Origin of the sequence: Glutamicibacter endophyticus (assembly GCF_048457885.1) — a bacterium.
Lineage (GTDB): Bacteria > Actinomycetota > Actinomycetes > Actinomycetales > Micrococcaceae > Glutamicibacter > Glutamicibacter endophyticus.
The window spans coordinates 1284896-1310001 of record NZ_CP174200.1; the positions used below are offsets into that span (position 1 = coordinate 1284896).

26 protein-coding genes and 1 other RNA gene are annotated in these 25106 nt (G+C 61.7%); 18 read left to right on the forward strand and 9 right to left on the reverse strand.

What is annotated here, in order from left to right; genetic code table 11:
• Both ACJD00_RS06105 and ACJD00_RS06110 read right to left on the reverse strand, forming a co-directional pair.
• On the reverse strand, window positions 1-177 hold the full coding sequence (locus ACJD00_RS06105; RefSeq protein ID WP_418908934.1) for a hypothetical protein: 177 nt from the start codon (window positions 175-177) through the stop codon (window positions 1-3).
• 254 nt (window positions 178-431) lie between these two features.
• The gene (locus ACJD00_RS06110) at window positions 432-1973 is read right to left on the reverse strand and encodes a recombinase family protein (protein ID WP_418908935.1); all 1542 of its coding nucleotides are present in this window, start codon (window positions 1971-1973) and stop codon (window positions 432-434) included.
• Here ACJD00_RS06110 and ACJD00_RS06115 point away from each other — a divergent pair.
• The 16 genes from ACJD00_RS06115 (at window position 1961) to ACJD00_RS06190 (ending at window position 14748) form a co-directional block, all read left to right on the forward strand.
• A complete protein-coding gene (locus ACJD00_RS06115) occupies window positions 1961-2977 on the forward strand; it encodes a CpaF family protein (RefSeq protein WP_418908936.1) in 1017 nt (338 codons plus the stop codon). The two genes, ACJD00_RS06110 and ACJD00_RS06115, sit on opposite strands and share 13 nt — an antisense overlap.
• Window positions 2974-3825 carry a type II secretion system F family protein gene (locus tag ACJD00_RS06120; RefSeq protein WP_418908937.1) on the forward strand — a complete coding sequence of 284 codons (852 nt, stop codon included), beginning with the start codon at window positions 2974-2976 and terminating at the stop codon, window positions 3823-3825. The genes ACJD00_RS06115 and ACJD00_RS06120 overlap by 4 nt, the downstream gene beginning before the upstream one ends.
• The gene (locus tag ACJD00_RS06125; RefSeq protein ID WP_418908938.1) at window positions 3822-4763 is read left to right on the forward strand and encodes a type II secretion system F family protein; all 942 of its coding nucleotides are present in this window, start codon (window positions 3822-3824) and stop codon (window positions 4761-4763) included. The genes ACJD00_RS06120 and ACJD00_RS06125 overlap by 4 nt, the downstream gene beginning before the upstream one ends.
• Window positions 4764-4830: 67 nt before the next feature.
• Window positions 4831-5055, forward strand: a complete 225-nt coding sequence (locus ACJD00_RS06130; RefSeq protein ID WP_418908939.1) for a hypothetical protein — start codon at window positions 4831-4833, stop codon at window positions 5053-5055.
• Complete coding sequence (locus ACJD00_RS06135) at window positions 5056-5448, forward strand: TadE/TadG family type IV pilus assembly protein (protein WP_309407806.1); 393 nt, start codon at window positions 5056-5058, stop codon at window positions 5446-5448.
• Window positions 5441-5896 (forward strand): hypothetical protein, encoded by a 456-nt coding sequence (locus ACJD00_RS06140; protein ID WP_418908940.1) that lies wholly within the window; start codon window positions 5441-5443, stop codon window positions 5894-5896. Before ACJD00_RS06135 ends, ACJD00_RS06140 begins: the two co-directional genes overlap by 8 nt.
• 58 nt (window positions 5897-5954) lie before the next feature.
• Complete coding sequence (locus ACJD00_RS06145; protein WP_418908941.1) at window positions 5955-6356, forward strand: hypothetical protein; 402 nt, start codon at window positions 5955-5957, stop codon at window positions 6354-6356.
• 62 nt (window positions 6357-6418) lie between these two features.
• Window positions 6419-7534 carry a peptide chain release factor 2 gene (prfB, locus tag ACJD00_RS06150; protein ID WP_418908942.1) on the forward strand — a complete coding sequence of 372 codons (1116 nt, stop codon included), beginning with the start codon at window positions 6419-6421 and terminating at the stop codon, window positions 7532-7534.
• A gap of 138 nt (window positions 7535-7672) precedes the next feature.
• Complete coding sequence (locus ACJD00_RS06155) at window positions 7673-8452, forward strand: CoA transferase subunit A (RefSeq protein ID WP_418908943.1); 780 nt, start codon at window positions 7673-7675, stop codon at window positions 8450-8452.
• Between the two features lie 4 nt (window positions 8453-8456).
• The gene (locus tag ACJD00_RS06160) at window positions 8457-9086 is read left to right on the forward strand and encodes a 3-oxoacid CoA-transferase subunit B (protein ID WP_418908944.1); all 630 of its coding nucleotides are present in this window, start codon (window positions 8457-8459) and stop codon (window positions 9084-9086) included.
• A 167-nt stretch (window positions 9087-9253) separates the two neighbouring features.
• Complete coding sequence (gene ftsE / locus ACJD00_RS06165; protein WP_309407794.1) at window positions 9254-10054, forward strand: cell division ATP-binding protein FtsE; 801 nt, start codon at window positions 9254-9256, stop codon at window positions 10052-10054.
• Entirely contained in the window at window positions 10051-10965 is a 915-nt protein-coding gene (gene ftsX / locus ACJD00_RS06170) for a permease-like cell division protein FtsX (RefSeq protein WP_418908945.1), read from the forward strand. Before ftsE ends, ftsX begins: the two co-directional genes overlap by 4 nt.
• Window positions 10966-11016: 51 nt before the next feature.
• The gene (locus tag ACJD00_RS06175) at window positions 11017-12447 is read left to right on the forward strand and encodes a peptidoglycan DD-metalloendopeptidase family protein (protein ID WP_418908946.1); all 1431 of its coding nucleotides are present in this window, start codon (window positions 11017-11019) and stop codon (window positions 12445-12447) included.
• A gap of 55 nt (window positions 12448-12502) precedes the next feature.
• On the forward strand, window positions 12503-12979 hold the full coding sequence (gene smpB / locus ACJD00_RS06180; RefSeq protein ID WP_309407788.1) for an SsrA-binding protein SmpB: 477 nt from the start codon (window positions 12503-12505) through the stop codon (window positions 12977-12979).
• A 110-nt stretch (window positions 12980-13089) separates the two neighbouring features.
• Window positions 13090-13458, forward strand: a transfer-messenger RNA (tmRNA) gene (gene ssrA / locus ACJD00_RS06185).
• 801 nt (window positions 13459-14259) lie between these two features.
• A complete protein-coding gene (locus ACJD00_RS06190; protein WP_418908947.1) occupies window positions 14260-14748 on the forward strand; it encodes a DUF2568 domain-containing protein in 489 nt (162 codons plus the stop codon).
• Window positions 14749-14763: 15 nt separating this feature from the next.
• On the opposite strand, the gene ACJD00_RS06195 is transcribed toward ACJD00_RS06190, so the two are convergent.
• Genes ACJD00_RS06195 through aroA form a run of 4 tightly spaced genes read right to left on the reverse strand, consistent with a single transcriptional unit; the run spans window position 14764 to window position 18657 of the window.
• Complete coding sequence (locus ACJD00_RS06195; RefSeq protein ID WP_418908948.1) at window positions 14764-15411, reverse strand: metal-dependent transcriptional regulator; 648 nt, start codon at window positions 15409-15411, stop codon at window positions 14764-14766.
• A 6-nt stretch (window positions 15412-15417) separates the two neighbouring features.
• The gene (locus tag ACJD00_RS06200; RefSeq protein WP_418908949.1) at window positions 15418-16212 is read right to left on the reverse strand and encodes an inositol monophosphatase family protein; all 795 of its coding nucleotides are present in this window, start codon (window positions 16210-16212) and stop codon (window positions 15418-15420) included.
• A 22-nt stretch (window positions 16213-16234) separates the two neighbouring features.
• Complete coding sequence (locus ACJD00_RS06205; protein WP_418908950.1) at window positions 16235-17329, reverse strand: ribosome small subunit-dependent GTPase A; 1095 nt, start codon at window positions 17327-17329, stop codon at window positions 16235-16237.
• Window positions 17329-18657, reverse strand: coding sequence for a 3-phosphoshikimate 1-carboxyvinyltransferase (gene aroA / locus ACJD00_RS06210; RefSeq protein WP_418908951.1), 1329 nt, complete (start codon window positions 18655-18657; stop codon window positions 17329-17331). Before aroA ends, ACJD00_RS06205 begins: the two co-directional genes overlap by 1 nt.
• Before the next feature lie 206 nt (window positions 18658-18863).
• On the opposite strand from aroA, the gene ACJD00_RS06215 reads away from it, so the two are divergent.
• Both ACJD00_RS06215 and rsrA read left to right on the forward strand, forming a co-directional pair.
• A complete protein-coding gene (locus tag ACJD00_RS06215) occupies window positions 18864-19508 on the forward strand; it encodes a sigma-70 family RNA polymerase sigma factor (RefSeq protein ID WP_418908952.1) in 645 nt (214 codons plus the stop codon).
• Complete coding sequence (gene rsrA / locus ACJD00_RS06220; protein ID WP_309410451.1) at window positions 19508-19771, forward strand: mycothiol system anti-sigma-R factor; 264 nt, start codon at window positions 19508-19510, stop codon at window positions 19769-19771. The genes ACJD00_RS06215 and rsrA overlap by 1 nt, the downstream gene beginning before the upstream one ends.
• Window positions 19772-19852: 81 nt before the next feature.
• Here the strand turns inward: rsrA and ACJD00_RS06225 are convergent, their stop codons facing one another.
• From ACJD00_RS06225 to ACJD00_RS06235, 3 genes are all read right to left on the reverse strand, one after another.
• A complete protein-coding gene (locus ACJD00_RS06225; protein ID WP_104061284.1) occupies window positions 19853-19927 on the reverse strand; it encodes a 50S ribosomal protein bL37 in 75 nt (24 codons plus the stop codon).
• Window positions 19928-20105: 178 nt separating this feature from the next.
• A complete protein-coding gene (locus ACJD00_RS06230) occupies window positions 20106-20711 on the reverse strand; it encodes a GDSL-type esterase/lipase family protein (protein WP_309407775.1) in 606 nt (201 codons plus the stop codon).
• 200 nt (window positions 20712-20911) lie between these two features.
• Window positions 20912-24688, reverse strand: coding sequence for a multifunctional oxoglutarate decarboxylase/oxoglutarate dehydrogenase thiamine pyrophosphate-binding subunit/dihydrolipoyllysine-residue succinyltransferase subunit (locus ACJD00_RS06235; protein ID WP_418908953.1), 3777 nt, complete (start codon window positions 24686-24688; stop codon window positions 20912-20914).
• Window positions 24689-25106: the final 418 nt, after the last annotated feature.

Genomic DNA, 25106 nt, shown 5'->3' on the forward strand with positions numbered 1-25106 from the left:
TCATGCCGCCTTTGAGATGCGGATTGCGGGTTCTGCGTTGGATTGCTGGGGCCTCAGCGCCGCCCCTAGCCGGTCGCGCATCTCATCAGTGAACGCAGGGCGGGTGGCGAGGAAGCGCTCGATCGATGCTTCGAGATACTCCTCGGCGGTGGTGTGCTCGGCGACTGCAGCGGGCATGACGGTCCCTCCAGGACGTGTCATCCGGAGCCGTGCCCGTCGTGGCCGTGTCGCCGATCCATTGACGGGTGCGGCGGTCGCCGCTCGCTCCATCCCGGGCCGAGCGTCTAAATGAGAAGTGTTCGGGTCGCTCGTCCCTGCGCTTTGTCGTCGTTGGCCCCGCGGCCGATCTTCGCGCTGATCCCATTATAAAAATTCATGGCGACAGGCGCAGTCCTCGGTGGCAGCGTGTCGCGCTCACGGTGAAGCGGCGATCAGCCGCCGGCTCCGTCCCACTCGACCCTGATGCCCCTGTAGGGATTCGCCCCCGAGGCCGAGAAGGCCCCGGGACCGATCTTGTCCACCGTGATCGTCAGGCCGGTCATCTCGATCAAGGCGCGGAGCAGCAGCCGCTTCTTCTCGACCGTTGCGGCGTCCCACGCGGCGGCAGCCGAGGATCCCGTGAATTCGTCCAGCCCGTCGGCCGGGCGCGCCGACCTCAGCCTGGCCTGCTCGGCCTCGAGCTGCGTCGTCAGCCTGGCGTTCTGGCGTCGGAACTGCTCCTCGTCCATGCCGCCCTCGCTGGCCGGGGTCATCACCAGGTCGGAGAGCAGGGCCTTCCTCGCCTTGATCTCCTCGATCCGCTGCTGGGCTTCGTCCACGACCGCTTGGTCGCCGCCCAGCATGCGCACGCCCTCGGTCTCCAGGAGGCGGACGACATGCCGCTCGACGAACTCGTCGACCACGTCCATCCGGCGCGTGATGCCGTGGCAACCTTGATGCGCGCACGTGTACTTCGCGTAGTAGTGGCGTTCCCTGCTCGGCGATTGCGATCCGTCAGCGCGCGTGTAGCCCTTCACGGTGTACTTGTAGCCCTTGACGCCGACCATGGGCCTGCCGCACACGCCGCACAGGACGATCCACGTCAGCAAGTACTTCAGCGCGGTATCGCCCTTGTTGGTGATCCTCGACGGGTCGGTCAGCTTCGCGAGGACCCGCTCGTGGGTCTCCCGATCGATGATGGGCTCCCAGGCCGCTTCGAAGAGCTGGGGCTGCCCGACCCACTGGCCGTCCTTGTACTCCTGGTGCTTGCGGTAGCCGGCCTGGGTCCACCGCATGAGCATCCGGCGCAGCGTCTGCGTCTGCCAGGCATTCCCTGCGGCCGTCTCGATTCCGCGGGCGCTCAGGTCCTTGGTGATCGCCCAGAGACTCTCGCCGTCCAGAACCCGGCGCGCGCACTCCCGGATGACGGCCGCTTCGGCCGGGTCGACGACCAGCTGCTTGCCGGAACCTCTGATCGTGGAGCCGTCCTGGTCCGCTGCGAAGCGGTAGCCGAACGGCCTGGGCCCGATGTACCGGCCGGCCTCCGCCATTTCCTTGTGCTTGGCGCGTTGCCGCCGGGCGACCGTCTCGGCTTCGAGCCGGGCGAAGACGCCCTTCATGCGGGCCATGGCCCGGCCCTGCTCGGTGGCCAGGTCGATCTCGCCGCCGACGCTGGCCAGGCTCAGCCCGAGCTTGTTCGCGTGGTCGATCCAGTCCTCGAGCTCGCGCGGCTTCCTCGTCAACCGGTCGACGTCCCAGACCACCACCGCGTGGACGCGCCGGGTCTCCACGGCCCGCATCATCTGCTCGTAGGCCGGCCTCGGCTTCTTCTTCGAGGCGGAGACGTCGTTGTCCGTGAAGACCTCGACGACGCGCCAGCCGAGACGCTCGGCGAGGGCCCGGCAGTCCTTCTCTTGGCGCTTGACCCCGAGTCCCTGGGCCTCGGAGTCCCGTGAGATCCGGACGTAGATCGCGGCATCGATTGGACTGGTCATGGGTCGATACTAGCAAGAGAAGTTTTGAAGTTCGTGAGCCGCATCAGGTCTTTTGCGCACGCAGCGGCCAAAGCGAGTTAACGCATATCCGGCTGGATGCCAGTCAAATCGCGGATCTGGTCGAACGCATGCTGAAAATGTCGGGGCGACGGCTCGACCTCTCACAACCCTTCGTCGACTGCCAATTGCCCGACGGGTCGCGTCTGCATGTGGTCATTCCCGACATTACCCATGAGCACTGGGCCGTGAACATCCGCAAGTTTGTGGCCCGCGCGGCATCGCTGGAAGATCTCATCGCACTGGGCTCCGTCAGCGAAACGGCCGCACAGTTTCTTTCCTGGTCGATCGCCGCCGGCATGAATATTGTGGTCACTGGCCCCACGCAGGCCGGTAAAACGACCATGCTCAACTGCTTAGCCTCCGCGATTGGCTCCCGCGAACGAATTATCACCATCGAGGAAATTTTTGAGGTGAAACTGTCCCATCGAGACGTGGTCGGGCTACAGACCCGCTTGCCGAATCTCGAAGGCACCGGAGAAATCACGATGCGGCGTCTGGTCAAGGAGGCGTTGCGAATGCGCCCGGACCGTATCGTGATCGGCGAGGTCCGCGAGGCAGAGTCGCTCGACATGCTGATCGCGTTGAATTCCGGGATCGCCGGTTTATGCACCCTGCATGCCAATTCCGCGCGAGACGCCATCACCAAAATCTGTACACTGCCGCTACTAGCGGGACCAAACATCACAGCTGACTTCGTAACGAAAACGGTGGCGTCCTGTATTGATCTTGTCGTGCACTGCACAAGAGACGCTAAAGGGCAGCGCTACGTAGAAGAAATTATCGGCTTGAAGAACCGCGTCGAAGAGGGTGGTCAGATCGAGACCTCGACACTCTTTGAACGGCACGGCGACCGGTTCGTTCCGGCGGGCGGCGCGGATTTCAGCCATCGTAAGTTCGAGTTGGCCGGTGTGAACATTTCCCAGATGTTGGGGGACCGGATATGAGCCTGCTCATTGGAGCCACATTAGGGTTAGGCATTGCCTTCGCTGTGGACTGGTTACTGTTCGACCCTTGGCGCAAACCGGTGCGGAAACCGTCGAGAATCCGGCAAGCCTTACTCCGGGCCGGCATTATCGGACTGAGCCCGGCGAAATTTGTCATGATTGCCTTCGCCTGCGCCATCGTCAGTGCCCTGCTGACGATAGCGCTGACCGGTTCGATGCTTTTCGCAGCCATCTTCTTCCTTTTTGGCGCCGGTGCGCCATGGGCCTACCTGCGGCATCAGGCCACGAAACGACAAGCCTTGTTGCGCGAACAATGGCCCGAGGTTGTCGACCACCTTCGCAGCGCGATCCGAGCCGGTCTGTCGTTACCCGAGTCGCTTAGCCAACTCGCTGAGGTTGGGCCGGAGATATTGCGCCCCGCTTTTCATGAATTTGCGCTTGATTACCGGGCAACGGGAAAGTTCACCATCGCCTTGGAGCAGCTCGCCGACCGCTTGGCAGACCCGGTGGCGGATAAGATTCTGACCACTTTGCGAATCACTCGTGAAGTCGGTGGCACCGATCTGGGGACGACGCTCAGCACGCTCGCCGCATTCCTCCGCGATGAGGTACGCACCCGTGGTGAATTGGCAGCCCGCCAATCGTGGATCGTTTCGGCATCTCGTCTGGCCGTCGCGGCACCGTGGATCTTATTGCTAGTCCTTGGCACACAAGACGCGGCGCAACAGGCGTACACAAGCCCAGCCGGGGTGATGCTACTCATCGGCGGACTGGTCATCTCGCTAATCTGCTACCGCATCATGTTGCGCCTAGGCACCCTGCCAGTGGAAGAGCGGGTACTGACATGAGCGGCTATTTCGGGTGGGCAGTCTTGTGCGGACTCGGCATCGGCGTGGGATTGTGTCTTGTCGTGGCACGGGTCCCGGCTTGGCGCTCAAGTACTTTTGTCGACCGCATTGCCCCGCATATTCGTGTCGGTCAGCGCCCTTCGCGGCTGCTCGTCGAAGGATGGACACAACACCACAACCGTTTGGCTCTGGTCCAGTTCCTTGACCCGCTCGTTGAGCAGATCCGTCGTCGCATTCGAACCCACAATCCCGGAAATCAGGTATTGCGTAAACGACTGGCCGCTGCCGGTTCGAAGATGTCGGTCATCGATTTCCGAACACAACAGGTACTGAGCATGATGGCGGGAATCATCCTCGGGGCAGTAGTGGTGACGTTGGCAGGGCTCGGCCGCAGTTTGGACCTGGTGCCATCAGTCTTTCTCGTCGCCATCTGTGGCGTAGTGGCCTACCTGTTCAGAGGTTGGATCCTCGGTGAACAAGTGGCAAGACGTCGTCGCAAGATCCTGACACAATTTCCCACCGTGGCCGAGGTTATGGCCTTGGCCGTCGGGGCCGGTGAGTCAACGGTAGGTGCCATTGAACGGATCTCTGCAACGTGCCGTGGAGTTATCGGTGAAGAATTTGCGGCCATGATCAACGAAATTCGTGCTGGCTCCTCCGTTGCCAAAGCACTGAATGAGATGGCCGACCGAGTCCAGGTCAGTGCGATCACGCGCTTTGTCGACGCGGTCAATGTCGCCACAGAACGCGGAACTCCCATTGCTCAAGTCCTCCGAGACCAAGCCCAAGACGTTCGTGATGCGGCGAAACGTGAACTCATGGAAGTCGCTGGCAAAAGAGAAATCAGCATGCTGGTCCCCATAGTGTTCGGCGTTCTGCCCCTTACCGTCATTTTTGCCGTCTTTCCTGGCCTCGCATTGTTGGAGGTGAGCTATTGACCAAATCCTCCGCCGTACATCAATTTCCCGTTACCCTAACCGATCAGGAGAACTCACCATGGACCGCATGACCACTATCTTTTTACAACTGCTGAACACATTGCGCCGGATCGTTGAACGTACGTGGGCACGCTGGGCGCCCACCGTGCGCGATAGCCGCGGAGACGTACCCGGCTGGGTAATGATTACTTTGATGTCCGCCGTGTTGGTGGCTGCACTCCTGGCGGTGGCCGGTCCTCGGTTGGCTGATCTTTTCAACCAGGCGATCGACCGGGTTTCCGGTCTGGGTTAAATGTCCGACTGGGTCCGCCGAACTAATGCAGAGGATGGTTCGGCTGTCGCCGAGTTCGTGATGGTCAGTGCCTTGCTACTGCTGCTGAGCTTTAGCATTATCCAGCTGGCGCTGATCATTCACGTGCGCAATACGCTAATCGACGCCGCCTCAAACGGTGCGCATTTTGGAGCACTCGCGAACCGAGAAGTCGTGGATGCCCGTCAGCGCACGGCGAATCTCATCGCAAACTCGCTACATTCCGGTTTCGCCACTGACATTAGCGTCGAGCAACAGTCGCTCGCCGGGGAAACGCTGGTTGTTGTTACGGTACACAGTCAAGCACCGCTCCTAGGGCTAGTGCCGAACGGCTGGGAGATCACGGCTAAAGGACAAGCGGTGCGCTATGAATAGAATCCACCAAGCGGTAGCCAAACTCATGCGCTGGGTACAGTCAAGAATCCACGACGACCAAGGTAGCTCGCTTGTGGAATTCATCTTTATTTCCACAGTGCTCATGATCCCCATGGTGTATGCAGTGCTGACCGCGGGCGCAATACAGGCTGCGAGCTACGCCGTGACCGGTGCCGCCGACCACGCTGCCAAAGCCTTCGTCGGGGCAACAACTCCCGCTGAGGGACAGGCCCGTGCCCACGGTGCCGCCGATCGAACGATGGAAAATTTCGGGCTCAGTGCACACGAAGTGTCGATCAGCTGCGAGCCGGGCTGCCTACAACCCGGAAGTACAGCGACAATCCATGTCGAAATTGCGGTCCCGTTACCCTTCCTCGAAGGCTTTAGTAACGTCTCGATCGCCTATGTCGATTCAACCTCCACGCAACGGGTGGATCTCTATGGGTAACCGACCTTCAGTAGTTGGTCAGTGGCGTGCCCGGTGGTCGCAGGATTCTGGCCAGAGCATGGTTCTTGCCATAGGGCTCACAGCCGTCACCTTGCTTGTCATTTCCGCCGTCATGGCAGCAGCCGCGGTAAACCTCAAAGCCCGGCAACTGCTGGCGCTCGCCGACTCAGCAGTGGTAGCCGCCGTTGACGAGTTCGAGTTTCACACCGATGAGCAAGGGGCGCAATTGGTGCTCTCGGGCAATCAAGTAGAGCAGGCGGCTTCAACGTACTTGTCCGACGTTCACGCGGAGGATCGCTTTGCCGGACTTCATATCAAGTCGGTCGTGCTCAGCAGTGATCGACAGGGCGCGACCTTGCACTTAGGTGCCAGTGTCTCGCCGCCCATCGTCGGATGGATCATTCCTGACGGGATACCGATCAGCGTCGCCAGCAGCGCACGCTCCATCCTCTCTCGATGAACACTACGTAAAAGTGTGCGAGTAAGTAGGCGTCGGGACAGATGGCGTAGTCTATAAAGACCATGGCACATACTGATTTTCCTGCTGAGATCCGCGCACTACGTGCAACATACGCTTCCATTGAAGAAGTAAGTGACGTCGCACAAATGAAAGCCGACATCGCAATGCTTTCCGAGGAAGCTGGTGCACCGGACCTGTGGGATAACCCGGCCGCAGCACAGGCCGTGACGAGTAAGCTGTCGCACCGGCAGTCGGAACTCGAACGTCTTCAGAAAATCTCTACGCGCATTGACGATCTGGAAGTGCTCGTTGAATTGGCTGAGCTAGAAGACGATGCAGACTCGCTGGCCGAAGCGGAGTCGGAGCTGGCCTCCATTGCCAAAGCACTTGCCGATCTCGAAGTCGTCACTCTACTTAACGGGGAATTTGATGCGCGTGGGGCAGTGGTCACCATTCGCTCGGGCGCTGGTGGAGTCGACGCCGCAGACTTCGCCGAAATGCTATTGCGCATGTACATTCGCTGGGCCGAAAAGCGGGGATACAAAGCGCAGATTATGGACACGTCCTATGCCGAAGAAGCCGGCATCAAGTCGGCGACCTTTGAAATTGACGAGCCCTACGCCTTTGGCACGCTCTCGGTCGAGGCTGGGACACACCGCCTTGTACGGATTTCGCCATTCGATAACCAGGGACGACGACAGACCAGTTTCGCAGCCGTTGAGGTTGTGCCGCTCATCGAATCTACTGACTCAATCGAAATTCCTGAATCAGAGATTCGAGTCGACGTGTTCCGCTCTTCAGGTCCTGGCGGCCAGTCCGTGAACACCACCGATTCTGCGGTTCGTATGACTCACATTCCCACCGGCACGGTGGTATCGATGCAGAACGAAAAGTCGCAGATCCAGAACCGTGCCGCAGCCTTACGCGTCCTGCAGTCGCGCTTGCTCTTGCTCAAAAAGGCGGAGGAAGACGCGAAGAAGAAGGAACTGGCGGGCGATGTTAAGGCGTCGTGGGGCGATCAAATGCGTTCCTATGTGCTCAACCCGTTCCAAATGGTCAAGGATCTACGCACCAACCATGAGGTTGGCAATGCGCAGGCGGTACTGGACGGAGAACTCGATGACTTCATCGATGCCGGAATCCGCTGGCGCGCCACGCAACGTCGTCCCGAAAAATAGTCGACGACAAGACGGCGACGAGCCACGCCAGGGTGAGGTACTTCACAACCCAGTGGCCCGCGCTCTAGGATGAGCCAGTAGGCAAAGGTGCCGCGTGAGATCCTCGTGGCATGCGCCTGACAAGGAGCTAGAGCGGGAATGATAGATAAAACCTCACCTTCGGCGGCTCACGCGGTTGCGGACATCGGCGACGGATCCTCAATCGCGGTGGGCGGTTTCGGACTATCGGGAAATCCGTCCGAACTTATCGATGCACTACTGGACTGCGGGGTGAAGAACCTTTCGATCGTCTCGAATAACTGCGGCACCGACGATCTAGGACTCGGCGTCTTGCTGGCAGCAAAAAGGATTTCGAAGGTCACCGCCAGTTATGTGGGCGAAAACAAGGAATTCGAGCGTCAGTATCTCAGCGGTGAACTCGAGTTAATTCTCACTCCACAAGGTACCTTGGCGGAAAAGCTTCGTGCCGGTGGTGCTGGCATTCCCGCATTCTTTACCCGAACCGGGGTCGGAACCCTCGTTGCCGAAGGCGGCCTTCCGCAGCGCTACGCCTCCGACGGGTCAGTGCTGCAGGCCAGCGAGGCCAAGGAAGTCAGGTCCTTCGAATTCCGCGGAGTCGAGCACGAATATGTGCTTGAAGAGGCGCTGACCACGGATTTTTCCCTTGTGCACGCAGCGGTTGGCGACACGCACGGAAACTTGATTTTCAATAAGGCCGCCGGCCAGTTCTCGGTTCCCGCCGCGATGGCAGGGCGCGTATGTATTGCTCAAGTAGAGCAGCTGGTTCCCGCAGGCACATTGGACCCGGCCCAAATCCATCTTCCCGGTGTGTTTGTGCACAGAATCGTTGACGTTGCTGGGATGCACCCCAAACCCATCGAGAAACTGACCGTTCGCGCGGATGAGGAAGGGCACTAATCCCATGGCTTGGACCCGAGAACAGATGGCAGCTAGGGCAGCACTTGAGCTGGCGGATGGTTGGCACGTGAACCTAGGTATCGGTATGCCCACGATGGTGCCGAATTACTTGCCCGAGGATGTGAGCGTAGTACTCCAGTCGGAAAATGGAATACTCGGGGTCGGACCGTTCCCTCGCCGTGACGAGGTAGACCCAGATCTCATCAACGCTGGCAAGCAAACGGTGACTACCTTGCCGGGGGCGAGCTTTTTCGATTCAGCCACGAGCTTCGCAATGATCCGCGGAGGAAAAATCGACGCAGCGATCCTCGGCGCCATGCAGGTCGCGTCCAACGGCGATCTGGCAAATTGGATGATTCCCGGGAAGATGGTCAAGGGACCCGGTGGGGCAATGGATTTAGTGCACGGGGCAGGCCGTGTGATCGTCCTCATGGAACACTCGGCGAAGGACGGGTCGGCGAAACTGGTCCACGATTGCACTCTGCCGGTAACCGGACGAGGCGTTGTCGATCGGGTTATCACCGACCTCGGAGTCTTCGATATCAAGGGAGATCACCTGCAAGTTGTTGAACTTGCACCCGAAGTCGATGAGGAACAAGTGCGCTCCGTGACGGAAGCAGAGCTTCGGTTTTAGCCTTCCGGGCGGACCTGTGGACTACGGAATAATCGTGCAACACACCGGGCAGGTAGGGCCCGCGGCGAGCCGCGGCCGATAAAGTTCTATTGATTGGTGCCCCATGTCCAGCCGACGCCGGCCGGTTTGTGGGGTCCGCGCCCTGACCTCAACCAGTGATTGAAGACATGATTAAATTCGAGAATGTCTCGATGGTCTACGACGCAAAGGCCTCACAGGCTGCGTTGAACGACGTGACCATCGAAATCAACCGCGGGGACTTTGCATTCCTCGTGGGCGAATCCGGCTCCGGCAAGTCGACCTTTCTGAGCCTTGTCTTGCGTGAAAAGCGCGCCACCCAAGGTGCGGTTTACGTGGCGGGGCAGAACTTGAACCGTATCCCGAGCCGTCGCGTGCCTAAGTTGCGTCGTGACATCGGGTTCGTTTTCCAGGACTTCCGTCTGCTGCGTGAACGCACGGTTTTTGACAACGTTGCCTTCGCCATGGAGGTCATTGGGGCTTCACGGGCGCAGATCCGCGATCGTGTGCCGGATGCACTGAAGATGGTTGGCCTTGCCGACAAGGGACGTCGTAAACCAACGGAACTATCCGGTGGTGAGCAGCAGCGTGTAGGCATTGCCCGTGCCATTGTCAATAAACCGTCGATTCTGCTGGCTGACGAGCCGACGGGAAATCTCGATCGCAAGAACAGCATCGAGGTAATGAACGTGCTTGATCGCATTAACCAGAACGGCACGACGGTCTTGATGGCCACGCACGCGCACGAGCTGGTTAGTGAGTACCGGCACCGCGTGATTGAATTGAGCCGCGGTGAGATCATCCGCGATGAGAACCAGGGGCTGTACACGCAGATGACTACGGTCGTGAACCCAGACGGGACGCGCGCACTGTTGTTTGGCGAGGAAGCTGCGGCGGAGGACACGGCGACCGAAGAAGAGGCTGACGATACGAAGGGTGATGACAAGTGAGGCTGGGATTCATCCTCCGCGAAGCGGCCAAGGGGCTACGCCAGAACGTGGTCATGGTCGTATCCGTAGTACTGGTGACCTTCGTATCACTGACCTTCATTGGCGCTTCAGTACTATTGCAACTCCAGATCAATCAGATGAAGGGTTACTGGTACGACCGCATGGAAGTAGCGGTCTACCTGTGTGATGACAACAGCAGTTCACCGAACTGCGAAGGCGAGTCTGTAACCGACGAAGAACGCGATAATATTCGCGCAATGATCGAGTCTGAACAGATGGCTCCATACGTGAAGGAATACGCGTATGAGTCCAAGGAGCAGGCTTTCCAGAACTTCCAGGACCAGTTCAAGAATTCCGAGATCGTCGATCAAGTCACGGCTGCTGAACTACCTGAGTCTTTCCGCATCGCGTTGCAGGATCCGGAAAAATACCCAATTATTCAAGAGGCCTTTTCCACTGTGGCTGGCGTCGACACGGTCTTGGACCAGCATGAACTTCTTGAAAAGATCTTCCAAGTTGTCCGCGTGGCTTCGGCAGCGGCTGCCATTGTGGCCATTGTGATGATTGCCTGTGCCGTCTTGCTAACCGGCACCACGATTCAACTCTCGGCCATGCACCGTCGCCTCGAAACGACCATCATGCGGCTTGTCGGTGCCTCGAAGGCAACGATTCAGTTACCGTTCGTTATCGAAGGAGTAATCGCTTCGGTCATCGGTGCAATCCTTGCCACCGGTACTCTTTGGCTGCTGATGAAGTTCCTCGTTCAGGACAAACTGGCTGCTGGAAACGCGGATATTGCCTTCATCTCAACCGGTGAAGTCTGGGTTGTAGCCCCCGGGTTGCTCATTCTAGGTATCGTTTTAGCAACAATTTCTTCAGTGATAACCTTGAAGCGGTACCTGAAGGTTTAGTACGTTCGTTACAAAGCAATTACGTTGCTGCGAACTTTAATGAGGAGACCCATGCTGTCTAACGCCGTGCGAAGTAAATTTCTGCGTGCTTCACTTGGCGGTGTCCTGGCCCTGTCGCTCGTGGTTCCAGCCGCCGTGGCATTCGCCGACGAGCTGGATGACCGCAAAGACCAGGTAGAACAGAATATCTCCGATCTAAATCAAGATATGGAAGTTCTCGACTCGAATATTGCCGAGACCGACCGTAAGCTCCGCGAGCAACAAGCTCAGGTTCCGGTGTTGCAGGGGCGACTGGCGGATGCGCGGGCACGCGTGCAGAACGCGCAGGCTGCCGTCGCGGACCTAAATAACCGTTTGATCAACGCACAAAATACGCGCGACCAAGTGCAGCAGTCCATCGCCGATACGGCCAAGAAGATTGCTGAAGCGAAGTCTGCTGTCGCGTCGATGGCATCGGAAGCGTATAAGCGTGGGGGAGCCTCGAGCGGGCTTGGCATGTTGCTGAACATGGACTCCATGACCGCTACAGCCAATGGCTTGGACTTAGCTAACCGTGCACTGGAAGCGCAGAATTCTGCCTACAACGACCTAGCCCAAGAGGAAGCGACCGCTAAGGCTAACGAAGTTCGCCTAGAGGCTGTTGAACAGGAAATTTCGTCCCTCAAACAACAAGCAGAGCAGGCCTTGGCGCAGGAAGAAGCTGCGCGAGACGCCGCGCAGAAGGCTAAGGACGAGCTTGACGCGCTGGTCAGTAGCACCGAGGCGCTCAGCTCCGAACTTGAGGCGCAGAAGCCTAAAATCCAGGCTCGCTTGGAAGCGCAGGAGAAAGAGTACGCAGCGGTAAACGCTCAGATTAAAGAGCGTCAGGAGCGGTTGATCCGCGAAGCCGAGGAGCGCCGTCGTAAGGCTGAGGCCGCAGAGCGCAAGCGGCAGGCCGAGGCGAAGGCGCGCTGGGAAGCAGAGCAGAAGCGCAAGGAAGCCGAAGCAAAGCGGAAGAAATCCTCCTACAAGCGTCCCTCATATGTTGCGCCGACGAAGAAGAAGGTCTCGGAACCAAGCAGCTGGGGTTTGATCAAGCCAGTCAGTGGCGGTCGCATTACTTCGACCTTCGGTTGGCGCCCCACACCAGCTGGCACGATCGATTACGGTGGACGCGGCGGATATGTCCACGCCGGCGTTGACTGGGGCTTCGGCGGCCAATGTGGTGCACCAGTACACGCTGCAGCGGATGGCGAAGTATGGTTTGCCGGCTGGGGTGGTAGTTCCGGCAACAAGGTCACCATTTCGCATGGCGTCGTCAAGAGCAAGGCCCTGGCAACGAACTATCACCACATGTCGCGCATTGCCGTCTCCAATGGTCAACACGTTTCGCAGGGTCAAGTCATCGGCTATGTCGGTACGACTGGTAACTCAACCGGTTGCCACATGCACTTCGAAACGGTGATCAACGGTAGTCCGGTTAACCCATTGGGACTTCTCTAGGGCTAGACTTAATGCTTGCGTGCCATTATCCGGCACGTAAGAGTCTAGGAGAGAAATGGCCAAGAAGAACCAGGAAGATCGCACCATTGCGACTAACCGCAAGGCCCGCCACGACTTTGAAATTCTCGACACCTTCGAGGCTGGGATGGTGCTTACCGGCACCGAAGTTAAATCCCTGCGTGAGGGCAAGGCCTCGCTGGTGGATGGATTCGGGCAGTTCTACCGCGGTGAGCTGTATATCGAAAACTGCTACATTCCGGAGTATCTGAACGGATCGTGGACGAATCATGCGGCTCGTCGACGCCGGAAGTTGTTGCTACATCGCCAAGAGCTGATGAAAATTGAGCGCAAGGTCTCCGAAGCCGGTCTGACCATCGTGCCGTTGAGCCTCTATTTCAAGTCTGGCCGTGCCAAGCTGGAAATCGGCGTAGCTCGTGGTAAGCGTGAATTTGACAAGCGCCAGACGCTTCGCGAAAAGCAAGACAACCGTGAAGCTCAGCGAGCAATGCGCGAACGTAACCGGCGCGGTTAGGTGTCGATGATTCATCTCACGTTGAGCGCTTGACCTGTGATGAGCTATGATAAATACCTACATCGAAAGATGTGGTTGTACCCGATACGTCGGGAATGACAACAAAATACGGGGATGATCGGTTTCGACGGTGTGAGTCGCGACAGATGAAGCGGGCCGAGGACGCAAAGTTATCTCGTTAACGCCCTTTGCAAAACAATAAGTGCCGAATCTAAGCGCACTGACTTCGCTCTCGCTGCCTAAGCAGCCAGACAGTCCGTCAGCCAGGAGTTGCTATCGCTCCTGAATCTGGCGTCGATTAGATAGCCACTGTGGATGTCACTTGTTGCCGGTGACGTTCACATATTTAGGCAACTGTGCCCGGACCAGCCACTTGTTTGCGTGATGGCTGGGGCAGAGAAAATCCACAGCAAACTGCGCCCGGAGAAGACCTGGCAAAGCCACATCGGACGGGAGTTCAATTCTCCCCATCTCCACAAAAGTAAGCCCCGGAATCGGCAAGATTCCGGGGCTACTTTTTTGCCTGTGCGCAAAGTCCTACGTACACGGAGACCTCTGTACATTTGTGTATCGACGAGCGCTGCCAACTATGAGCAGTTCTAGGTGAGCAGAATCGGACTTAAGCCTCAACACGCTCCGGTCGGGCACAATATCGGTACGTCGTCACGTGCTCTGGCAGACCACGTGACGCGCTAGTTAGTTGCTGCGTAGCCGTTGTACTCGAGACCAAGAGCGCCAGGCATACGAATGCCCCTGAACTCTGCGTTCTACAGGAGATCTTGAATCGGGTGTACCTGGCAGTAGGACGGCCGCAGTTCTGAATAGCAACAAGGAACACGTCGCGGTAGGCGCGCTCCCTGCACGATTCGTTCAAGGTAACCTGTGCGGGGGAGTTCCCTGTTAGCGAGCGCCGTACGGGATGACGGGGTGCGCTCGTTACCGATTTGATCCGGCTGGGCATGAACACGGGATTAGCGTCATGTGGTGGTTAAGGCGCAAGTCATGATGTTCTTCGACCGGGCCGACTCGATGCACATGGTGGGCGCTAGGGGACGTCGTGGATCAATCCTGCAGAGAGCGCATTTCTTACGAGCAGGGCACGCCTTCAGTCACGCATCGAACCTTCGTGTTGCATTGCGTTCGTCACCACCGCCGGTTCCGGCGCCGAACCGGAGGTGCATCTGGCCTGTCATATTCGCGGGTCGGCGCTTGGGCACATAGACTGGTGCTGAAGCGAGAATAACTAGACCAGCAGTGAAAACGGAGCGAAACCAGAAGCGATGAGTGAGCTATCGTCCCCGCGAGTGTCACCGGCCGTATCAGCGCTGTACGCGGTGGTCGCGTTCCTGCTCGAGGTGGGGTTGCTCTTTGGCGCCGCAATGGCCGCGATGGCCTTTCTCCCTTGGCCACGGCTGGTTTCCGCGATCGTGGTCGTCGTCCCACTGCTTGTGATCTGGGGGCTGCTGATCTCTCCAAAGGCCGTCGTACGCTTGCGCCTGCGCACCCGCATTATTCTGATGCACCTGATCTATCTGGTCGGAGCCTACGTGCTGTGGCTCAGCGTCGATCACTACTTCGTTAACCAGAACCAGATCTGGGCGATCATCATGCTGGTACTCACCGGGTTAAGCGCGCTGCTGGTGCTGGCGACCCGCGGCTACGTGGTGCCGCACCGCCGCGATAAGCGCTCGGCAACTGTTGTCGAAACCCCCAGCGAGGCAGAGACTAAGCCGCGCTCAGCCCCGCGTGGACGTCGGGCAGCGCGCTAAAGCAGCGGCGTCACCCTAGACGGTGCCGGCCGAGACCGGGACCACCCATACCAATGAGGCCTCAATAAGGGATAGCGGTAGCGGCAACTGGACGATCGCCCCGGGGACGAGCCCGAGCGACTGGGCGCGCCGCAAGAAATCCGGGTCTTCGTCGCTGACGCGCGCCACGCGCGCTTGGGTGCCGGAGAAATGATCGAGGCGTACCGCCTGGCGCGCGGCCAAGGTTCCATCGGCTTCCGGGATCGCATCGCCGTGCGGGTCATGGCGTGGATACCCCAGGCGACGATCCAGCGCATCAATAAAACGGTCCGTAACGGTGTGCTCCAGCGCCTCGGCCTCGTCGTGCACCTCATCCCAGCCGTACCCCAATTCGTCGCGCAGGAAGGTCTCCAGCACGCGGTGGCGGCGCACCATCCGCAACGCCTGCCGGTGGCCGGCCTCGCTGAGCTTGATATCCCCGCGCGGCACGTAGTCCACGAGGCCTTTGGCCGCGAGTTTCTGCACCATTGAGGTGGCCGAGGCCGGGGTGAGGCCCAACTGGATGGCCAAGGTACCGGTGCGGACCGCCTCGTCGTCCCATTCGGTGAGCAGGTAGAGCGCCTTGAGGTAGTCCTCTTCGCTACTGGTCAGGCGGCGCGGGTCGGAGGCGCGGGGGCTAGGCATGATGGGTTAGCGGGTGGAGATGAAGGGAAGGATCTGCTCGTGGAGCAGGCCGTTGCTGGCCAACGCATTGCCACCGGCACAGCCCTCGAGGCCTTCGACGCTGGTGAAGCGGCCGCCGGCTTCGCGCACGATGGGGACCAGGGCCGCCATATCGTAGAGCTCCAGCTCCGGTTCGAAGGCCGCATCGACGGCCCCTTCGGCCACGAACATGTAGGACAGGAAGTCGCCATAGGCGCGGGTGCGCCAAGCGGCGGAAAGCAGCTCCAACAGGTTCGGCAATTTATCGACCTGCTGCCAACCATCCAGCGAGGCATAGGACAGCGAGGCGTCGGACAGCGAACCCACCTGGGAAACCGACAGTCGGCGTGTGTCGTCCGTGCCGGGCTCACGCACCCAGGCACCCTCACCGCTGGCGGCGTACCAACGTCGGGCCAGCGCCGGCGCCGAGACGACACCGAGCACCGGCTCGTCGTCGACCATCAGCGAAATCAGCGTGGCCCACACCGGAACCCGGCGGACAAAGTTCTTGGTCCCATCGATCGGGTCGATCACCCAGCGGCGTGCGGAACTTCCGTGCACCCCGAACTCCTCGCCGAGCACCGAATCCTCGGGCCGCTCGGCCTGCAGCAGGTCCAAAATGAGGCGTTCGGCACCACGGTCTGCATCGGAGACCGGGGTCATATCCGGTTTGGTATCCACCTTCAGATCATTGGCGCCGAAACGCTCCAAGGTGAAGGCGTCGACGACGTCGGCCATGCGCAGGGCCAGCTCCAGGTCGTCGCGTAGGCTCGGTGAGACCATCAGATTCGCTCCTTGTGGGCGGCTAAAGGGCGCCCAGCTCCTTCTCGTTGGTGGTTTCTTCGGTGGTGACCAGGCGGCGGTAGGACTCCAGCCGGGAGGCAGCATTCGCCGGTGCCTGCTCGGTGGTGACCCAGTCGCTCAGCGCGCAGCCCGGAGCGCTGGCCAGGTGGGTGCAGCCGCGCGGGCATTGCACGGCGACCTCGGCCAGATCTTCGAAGGCCTGCAGGATATTATCCGGGTCTACCAGTCCCAGGCCGAAGGAACGGATGCCGGGGGTGTCGATCAACCACGATCCCGGGGTGCCGCCCAGCTTCAGGGCCAGGGCGTTCGAGGAGGTATGCCGGCCGCGGCCGGTGACCGCATTGACGTGCCCGGTGGCACGGTCCGCGCCGGTCAACGCGTTGACCAGGGTCGATTTGCCGACGCCGGAGTGTCCGAGCACCACCGAGACCCGCCCGGCCAGCAGCTCGTGCAGCGAGTCCAGCGCGGCGGCGTCGAGCCGGGCGCTGGAGCCGTCGGCGCCACGGGCATCCACCCCGGAGGCCTCGGCGCTGGTGGTCCGCGAAATAACCACCGGCAGATTCAGCCCCTCATAGTGGGCGAGGAACGGCGCCGGGTCGCACACGTCGGCCTTGGTCACGCAGAGCACCGGCTGAATCCCTGCATCGTAGGCCGCCACCAGTGCGCGGTCGACGAAACCCGTGCGCGGCTGCGGGTTGGCCGCCGCCACCACAATCACCAGTACGTCGACATTGGCCACCACCACGCGGGCGGTCGCGTCGGTGTCATCGGCGCTGCGGCGCAGCACCGTGCTGCGTTCCTCGACGCGTACCAGCCGCGCCAGAGTATCCGGGGTGCCGCTGGTGTCACCGACCAGGGCCACCCGGTCACCCGGGACGACGGCCTGGCGGCGCAGTTCGCGGGCGCGGGCGGCGATGACGATGCGCTCCTGCGGGGTGTCCTCGTCGAGAATCGCGGTGTAGCGCCCCCGGTCCACCGTGATCACCCGCCCGATCTCGGCGTCCTCGTAGCTGGGGCGCTCCTTGGTGCGCGGCCGGGAACCACGCTTATTGGGGCGGACCTTGGCGGCCGACTCATCCCACTGCGAATACCGCATTAGCCGCGCCCCGCCTGGCCGGTGGCGACCATATCTTGCCAGAGCTGGGGGAAGTCCGGCATGGTTTTCGCGGTGGTGCCGATATTCTGCACGCGCACCCCGTCGATCGCCAGCCCCAGGATGGCGCCGGCGGTGGCCATCCGGTGATCTTCGTAGCTGAGCAGGTCGGCGGCGCGGCGCGGGCCGGGGATGATGCGCAGGCCGGTGTCGGTTTGTTCGACGTCGGCGCCGACGCGACGCAATTCGGTTTCCAGCGCCGCCAGCCGGTCGGTTTCGTGCCCGCGCAGGTGCCCGATGCCGGTCAGTTCGCTGGGGGAGTTCGCTAGTGCGCACAGCGCCGCCAGCGTGGGGGCGAGCTCCGAGGCGTCGGCGTAGTCGATACCGCGGATCTCGTCTCCGCCATGCACGTGCAGCACCGAGGCGTCATCCAATTCGATGCGCGCGCCCATATCGCCGAGAATCTGCACCCATTTGCCGCCGACCTGGGTGGTTTCCTTCGGCCAGAAGGGGATGCGCACGGTGCCGCCGGCCACCAGCGCGGCAGCCAGGAACGGGCCGGCATTGGACAGGTCGGGTTCCACGGTGACCTCGAAGCCGGCCATGGGCTGTTCGGCGATCTGCCAGCCGCGTCCATCCGCGTCGACGTTCACCTGCACCCCGAGCTCACGCACCGTCTGCACGGTCATTGCGATGTGGTCACCGCTGGCCAGTGGACCGTCGGCGGCCTTGAGCCGCAGCCCGCCGGGTAGGGCGTGCCCCACCAGCAGCAGGGCGGAGACGAACTGCGAGGAGGCCGACCCGTCGACGGTGATCGGCTGCCCGCCGCGCACCGCACCCGCGTCGATGCTGAAGGGCAGCTTGCCCGGCTCCCCGCCGAAGTCGAAGCGGGCACCGAGCCCGGCCAGCGCGTCGAGCACCGGAGCCATGGGACGCACGCGTGCGGCCGGATCCCCGTCGAAATGGGCCTGCGCTCCGGCTGCCGCGGCCAGCGCGGGCACGAAGCGCATCACCGTCCCGGCCAACCCGCAGTCGACGTGCACCTCGTGCGTGGTGAGCCGCTGCGGGGGCTGCACGCGCACGGTGGTGGACCCGTCGGCGCGTTCCTCGCGCTCGATCTGCACCCCGAAGGCGGCAAGGGCCTGCAGCATCAGCTCGGTGTCGCGGCTGATCAGCAGGTTGTGGATGGTGCTGGGCCCGGTGGCCAGTGCGGCGAGCAACAGATAGCGGTTACTTAATGACTTGGAGGCCGGGACGGTAACCGTTGCGTTCAGTGGACCGGCCGCCAGTGGGGCGGGCCAGTAGTTCTGCTGCTCGTTCGTGGTGCTCACGCTTGAAATCGCACATCCTCGAGGTTTAGGGCGGACTCTACCTGTGTATTAATCCTAGCCGAGGCGTGCCGGGGAATAACGGCCCGCACCGCGCGGTTGCACACTATGTGACGACGATGCAGCAGACCACCACGGCCTCCGCCGCGCACCGAGGTGCCGCGCAGGCTCCTTCTCGCCGCCCCGAAGGGCGCGTAGACTCATTCGTGATGACTGATAACACGAACGACGCCGATGCTTCGCGGCCCACGGAGGAATCCGAGGCCCAGCGCCGCGAGCGCTTTGAGCGGGACGCCTTGGAGTATGTCGACCAGCTCTACTCGGCGGCCCTGCGCATGGCGCGCAACCCGGCCGACGCCGAGGACCTGGTTCAGGAGGCCTACACCAAGGCCTACTCCGCTTTCCACCAGTACAAGCCCGGGACGAACCTGAAGGCTTGGCTGTACCGCATCCTGACCAACACCTATATCAACCTCTACCGCAAGCGGCAGCGTGAACCGCTGCGCACCTCCACCGACACGGTCGAGGACTGGCAGATGGCCGCCTCCATGGAGCATAGCTCCACGGGGCTGCGTTCGGCCGAGGCCGAGGCCCTGGACCACCTGCCGGACTCCGATGTGAAGGCCGCGCTACAGTCCATCGGCGAGGACTTTCGTCTGGCGGTGTACTTCGTCGACGTCGAGGGCTTCAGCTATAAGGAAGCGTCGGAGATTCTTGGGGTGCCGATCGGCACGGTGATGTCGCGCCTGCATCGCGGTCGCAAGAATTTGAGGGAACTGCTGTCGGATTACGCAGCCGATCGCGGCATGGGCGCCGCACGGCCACGTGCGACGGCGAAGGGAGCGGAGAAGTAATTATGGATTGCCATTCATTGGGAGATTGCGCCGATTCGCGCATCGTGCGCATCTACGAGTATTTGGACGGTGCGTTGACCCTTGAGGATCTGAAGGAGGTGCGCGCTCACCTCGAGCATTGCAGCGAGTGCACCGAGCAGTACGATCTGGAATGCATCATCCGTTCGGTGGTGCGCCGCAGCTGCCAGGAGGTCGCCCCGGAGCAGCTCAAGGCGAATATCATCACCCGTATTTCGCAGATCCGCGTGGAGTCCGGCCACTAACGGCCCAGCACATTTTAATAAAGTGAAACCCCGCCGCTCCCGGTCAATCTCCGGGTGCTGCGGGGTTTGCCTATGCGTCGCTTAGGCGTTAGGGCGCTTGCCGTGGTTGGCACCGCCACGCTTGCGATCGCGACGCTTGCGTGCGCGCTTCGACATGGTGACTCCTTTGCGGATTCTTACGAGATCCCGTGCACGTCCACGAGTGCATTCGGGCCGAAGGATAGTCTTTCACATTTGGCCGCCATTCTCCTAACGCGCGGCGCCCTTCCGGGGCACGCGGCGTCAGGCTCGGCGGGCCCGCTGTGCCTCGAAAGACGACGAATCCGCGGCGGAGTTAGCCGGCGCTTGGCTCGGGGAGCCCCAGCCAGGAATACCAGCCGCGGTGCAGCACGAGCCAGGCCATCAGCCCGTAGCCGGCCTGCCCCGGCAGTCCGCCGTTGGAGGAGAGGTCGCTGCGCCATTGCGCATGCTGGCGCAGTGGGGTGAAGGTGTCGACGTAGTGGTGGTTGCGTCGCATGGCCACGTCGGCAAACACCCGGTTGAGTTCGGCGACCCGTTCATTGCGCGCCTCGTCCAGTCCGGGGGCCGGACCGACCAACAGCGCTTTTATGTTCATCTGTGAGGCCGAATCCAAAATATTGGCCAGATTCAGGCGGCTACGCGCGGTTGAAACCTCGAGATCGACATCACGGTCCGAGAGGGCAATGACTAGTCGGTTTTCCACCAGGTCACCAAAGCGACGGTTGGCTTCGCCAAGCCAGCGTTCTGCGAGGGCTTCGCTCCCCTCACCGGGGGCCGCCAGCACGAAGGACTGCAAGCGCAGTGCCGGGTCCTGGGTGCGGGCCATAACCCTTCCAAACCAGCCCAGAGCCCGTGGGTCACCGTGTCCGGCCAGTAACTCGTCGCCGAGTGCGGTGATGCGGATGGTGCGTAGCTCCAACGGGCAGCCTTTCGTCGGCGGGTCTTACGAAGTTCAACTCTAGCAGTGTGATGCCTTGTGACCGGGGAGGTGGGCGGCCAGAACAGCGCGTCGCAACTGCGGATTAACGGCCAACGGCCGACGACGGGGGAGCGCATCCCTCGTCGCCGACCGTTGGTGGCGTTTGGCGTCGTCGGGCACTGCCGACGACACCCGGCGGCTTAGCGGGCGAAGGCCTGCTGAATCAGCACGGCGGCTTCGGCCTCATGACGCTTGGCCGTACCGGCGCTGGTGGCCGCCGATGCCGGGCGGGAGACCACGTTGATCTTCTGCTCCAGCTGCGGGGCGATGTACAGCCCGATGAACGGCCACGGGCCCTGGTTCGCCGGCTCGTCCTGCACCCAGGTGACCTGCGCGTTCGGGTACTTGGCCAGTTCCGCGGTGAGCTGCTCGAGCGGTGCCGGGTAGAGCTGCTCGACGCGGATGATCGCGGTCTTCTCGTCCTCGGCCTTGGCGCGTGCCGCGGCCAGATCGTAGTAGAGGCGACCGGAGACCAGCAGCACCTTGTCCACTGCCGCGGCGTTGCTCACCGTGTTGTCCGGGATGATCTCCTGGAAGCCACCGGTGGTGAAGTCCTCCACCGAGTTCGCGGCCGCCTTCAGACGCAGCAGCTGCTTCGGGGTGAACACGATCAGCGGCTTGCGCGGACGAGCGTAGGCCTGACGACGCAGCAGGTGGAAGTGGTTTGCACCGGTGGAAGGCTGGGCGACGATCATGTTGTTCTCGGCGCACAACTGCAGGAAACGCTCGATGCGTGCCGAGGAGTGATCCGGACCCTGGCCCTCGTAGCCGTGCGGCAACAGCATGACCAGCGAGGAGGACTGCGACCACTTCTGCTCGGCCGAGGAGATGAATTCGTCGATGATGGTCTGCGCGCCGTTGACGAAGTCACCGAACTGGGCTTCCCACATCACCAGCGCATCCGGACGCTCCACCGAGTAGCCGTACTCGAAGCCCAGTGCGGCGTATTCGCTCAGCAGCGAATCGTAGATCCAGATCGGAGCCTGGTCCTCGCTGAGGTGACGCAGCGGGTACCACTCGTCGTCGGTGATCCGGTCGTGGAACACCGAGTGGCGCTGCACGAAGGTGCCACGGCGCGAGTCCTGGCCGGCCAGACGCACCGGCACACCCTCCATGGACAGCGAACCCAGGGCCAGCAGCTCGGCGAAGCCCCAGTCGATGCCGCCCTCGCGGCTCATCTTTTCGCGACGCTCCAGCAACGACTTGAGCTTGGTGTGCATGGTGAAGCCCTCGGGCACCGCCAGGTGCGCCTTGCCGATGTGGGCCAGGGTCTCGGCGCTGATCGCGCTCGGACGGGCCCCATCCACGGTGCGTTCGTCGGCGGCCTGAGCGAATGGCTTCTCCAGGTCGTTGATGGTCGACCCCGGGGTGATGATCGGAATCGGCGAGGTCTGCGCCGCATGGGTTTCGGCGAAGATGCGCTCCAGGTTGGCTTTGTATTCGGCCAGCGCGTTATCGGCCTCGTCCTGGGTGATATCACCACGCCCGACCAGCGCTTCGGTGTAGAGCTTACGCGTCGAACGCTTGGCCTCGATCAGGTTGTACATGATCGGCTGGGTCATCGACGGGTCATCGCCTTCGTTGTGTCCGCGGCGGCGGTAGCAGACCAGGTCGATGACGACGTCCTTGCCGAACTTCTGGCGGTAGGCGAAGGCCATCTGGCCGGCGCGCACCACGGCCTCCGGGTCATCCCCGTTGACGTGGAAGATCGGTGCCTGCACGGTGCGGGCCACGTCGGTGGCGTATTCGCTGGAGCGCGAGGAGCTCGGTGCGGTGGTGAAGCCAATCTGGTTGTTCACAATCACATGCACGGTACCGCCGGTCTTGTAGCCGGGCAGCTGGCTCATGGCCAGTACCTCGGCCACCACGCCCTGGCCGGCGAAGGCGGCGTCGCCATGCACCAGGATCGGCAGCACGGAGTTCTTCACACCGTTGCGGTCTTCCTTGGCGCGAACAATGCCTTCAAGCACCGGGTCAACGGCCTCGAGGTGCGAGGGGTTGGCGGCCAGGTACACCTTGGTCTGGTTCCCGGCATCCGAGGTGTAGGAACCCTCGGTGCCCAGGTGGTACTTCACATCGCCCGAACCCTGCACGGAGCCCGGGGTCGCGGTGCCCTCGAACTCGCGGAAGACCTGAGCATAGGTCTTGCCGGCAATATTGGTCAGCGCGTTGAGACGACCACGGTGCGCCATGCCGATGGCTACCTCGTCGAGATGATCGTCGGCGGCGTCGGAAATGATCGCATCCAGCAACGGGATCAGCGACTCGCCGCCCTCGAGGCTGAAGCGCTTCTGTCCGACGAACTTGGTCTGCAGGAAGGCCTCGAAGGCCTCCGCGGCGTTGAGCTTGGAAAGGATACGCAGCTGCTCGTCGCGCGAGGGCTTGGCGTAACCGGTCTCCAACTGGCTCTGGAACCACTCGCGTTCGGCCGGCTCCTGCAGGTGCATGTACTCCAGGCCGGTGGTGCGGCAGTACGCGTCGCGCAGCACACCGAGGATGTCGCGCAGCAACATCCGGTCCTTGCCGCCCAGTCCGCCGGTGACCCATTCGCGGTCCAGATCCCACAGGGTCAGCCCGTAGGTCTGCACGTCCAGGTCCGGGTGCCGGCGCATGACGTACTCGAGCGGGTTGGTGTCGGCCATCAGGTGACCGCGGACCCGGTAGGAGTGGATCAGCTGCTGGATGCGGGCAACCTTGTTGATCTGCAGGTCGATGTCGACCTGATTGTCCACGGCCCAACGCACCGGCTCGTACGGGATACGAAGCTGCTCGAAAATCTCGTCGTAGAAGCCCTGCTCGCCCAGCAGCAGCGATTCGACGAGCTTGAGGAACTCACCGGAACCGGCGCCCTGAATGACCCGGTGGTCGTAGGTGGAGGTCAGCGTGATGTGCTTGCCCACGCCCAAACGGGCGACGGTGGACTCCGCGGCGCCACGGTATTCGGCCGGGTATTCCAGTGCACCGACACCGATGATGGCGGCCTGGCCCTTGGACAGACGCGGAACCGAGTGCACGGTGCCGATGCCGCCGGGGTTGGTCAGCGAGACGGTGGTGCCGGCGTAGTCGTCGGCGGTGAGCTTATTGTTACGGGCCCGCTTGATCAGGTCCTCGTAGGTCGTCCAGAACTCGTTGAAGCTCAGCGTTTCGGCGGCCTTCACATTCGGCACCGCGAGCATGCGGCTGCCGTCGGGCTTGGGCATATCGATGGCGATACCGAAGTTCACGTGCGCCGGCTGGACCGCGGTGGGCTTGCCGTCGACCACGTCGTAGGTCACGTTCATCGAGGGGAACTGCTTCAGTGCACGCACCACGGCAAAGCCGATCAGGTGGGTGAAGGAGATCTTGCCGCCTCGAGCGCGCTTGAGGTGGTTATTAATGACGACGCGGTTGTCGATCATCAGCTTCGCCGGGACCGCACGCACGGTGGTGGCGGTCGGGACGGTGAGGCTCGCGTCCATGTTGGTGGCGATGGCCTTCATCGGCCCGCGCAGTACGGTGCGCTTCTCCTCACCAAACTGGGTGTTCGACGGTACGGCCTTCGGGGCTTGCGCCGGGATCGGGGCCGTCTTAGGAGTCGGCTCTTCCTTCGCGGCCGGCGCCTCGGACTTGGCGGCGGCGGGGGTTGGGGCTGGGGCGGCGGGGGTCGGTGCGGTGGCCGGCTTGGCCTCAGCGGCGGCCCGCGGGGCACCTTCGACCTTCGGCTGCGACGCAGTCGGTGCGCTGGCTGCTGGAGCCGGTGCGGCGTGAGCGCCGGCGGAGGCCGGGGTTTGGTTGTTGGAGTTGAGGGACTCGAAAATGTCCCACCATTTCTTATCGACCGAGTTCTTGTCGACGAGGTACTGCTGGTACAACTCGTCTACTAGCCACTCGTTTCCACCGAACTCTTCGGTCAGCCGGTGGTGTGCTTGCTCTGGCACGTGCAACGCCTCTTCCCTGATTTCTGCTGTGTTCTAGCTTGAGCCTTCGGTGGCCGGCAGGACGTTGCACAGGGCCGCCGTTGAGCACAAGATTTCTAGACCTGCGCCCTAGTCTAGTGACATTCGGGGAAACTTTGCCACGACGCGTCGGCAAACTCACTATTCTCATCATCGGGCCCCGTCCGTCGCTGAAATCCGGCCGTTCACCGCAACCCGAAAATTCACCTTCCGACCACCGCCGCGGTGGTGCACTTAGGTGGCCCATTGGTTAGACTGGGGCGCACTATGAAAATTCATTCTGCCAACCGGCCCGACGCCATCGAGCGCAGTGCCGGCATAACCCAGCGTTCCGCGGTGTCTGCCTCCGCCGGATTGGAGCCTTCCAGTTGCCCTTGGCGCGCAACACCTTCTGATCTTT